Genomic DNA, 221 nt, shown 5'->3' with positions numbered 1-221 from the left:
CGCGTAAGATCTTGAAAGATTGCTTTAAAAATGCTTACTGGCAATGCGTTCAGCCTACGTGATATCTGAGAATGGCTTATAGAGTCAAGAGCAATGCATATACTTTGAAGGTCGTTATTTAAGCTATTGCTAATATCCCGTAGACCTTTTAATTGTTCTAACTGGGCATAGGCCAGAAGATAGAATAGCTTAAGTGCTGTCAGTTTTTTAACGTATTTGTC

The 221-nt window shown here is 37.6% G+C and carries 1 protein-coding gene; it reads right to left on the bottom strand.

Going from position 1 to position 221, the window contains the following annotated elements:
• Positions 1 to 221, bottom strand: a 221-nt coding sequence (locus ULO1_RS14120) for a DUF4372 domain-containing protein (protein ID WP_143325474.1), incomplete at both ends; no start/stop codon positions are given.

Origin of the sequence: Carboxydocella sp. ULO1 (assembly GCF_002049255.1) — a bacterium.
Classification (GTDB): Bacteria; Bacillota.
The sequence above is the reverse complement of the archived record's forward strand: the minus strand, read 5'-3'. Positions and strand labels throughout refer to the sequence as shown.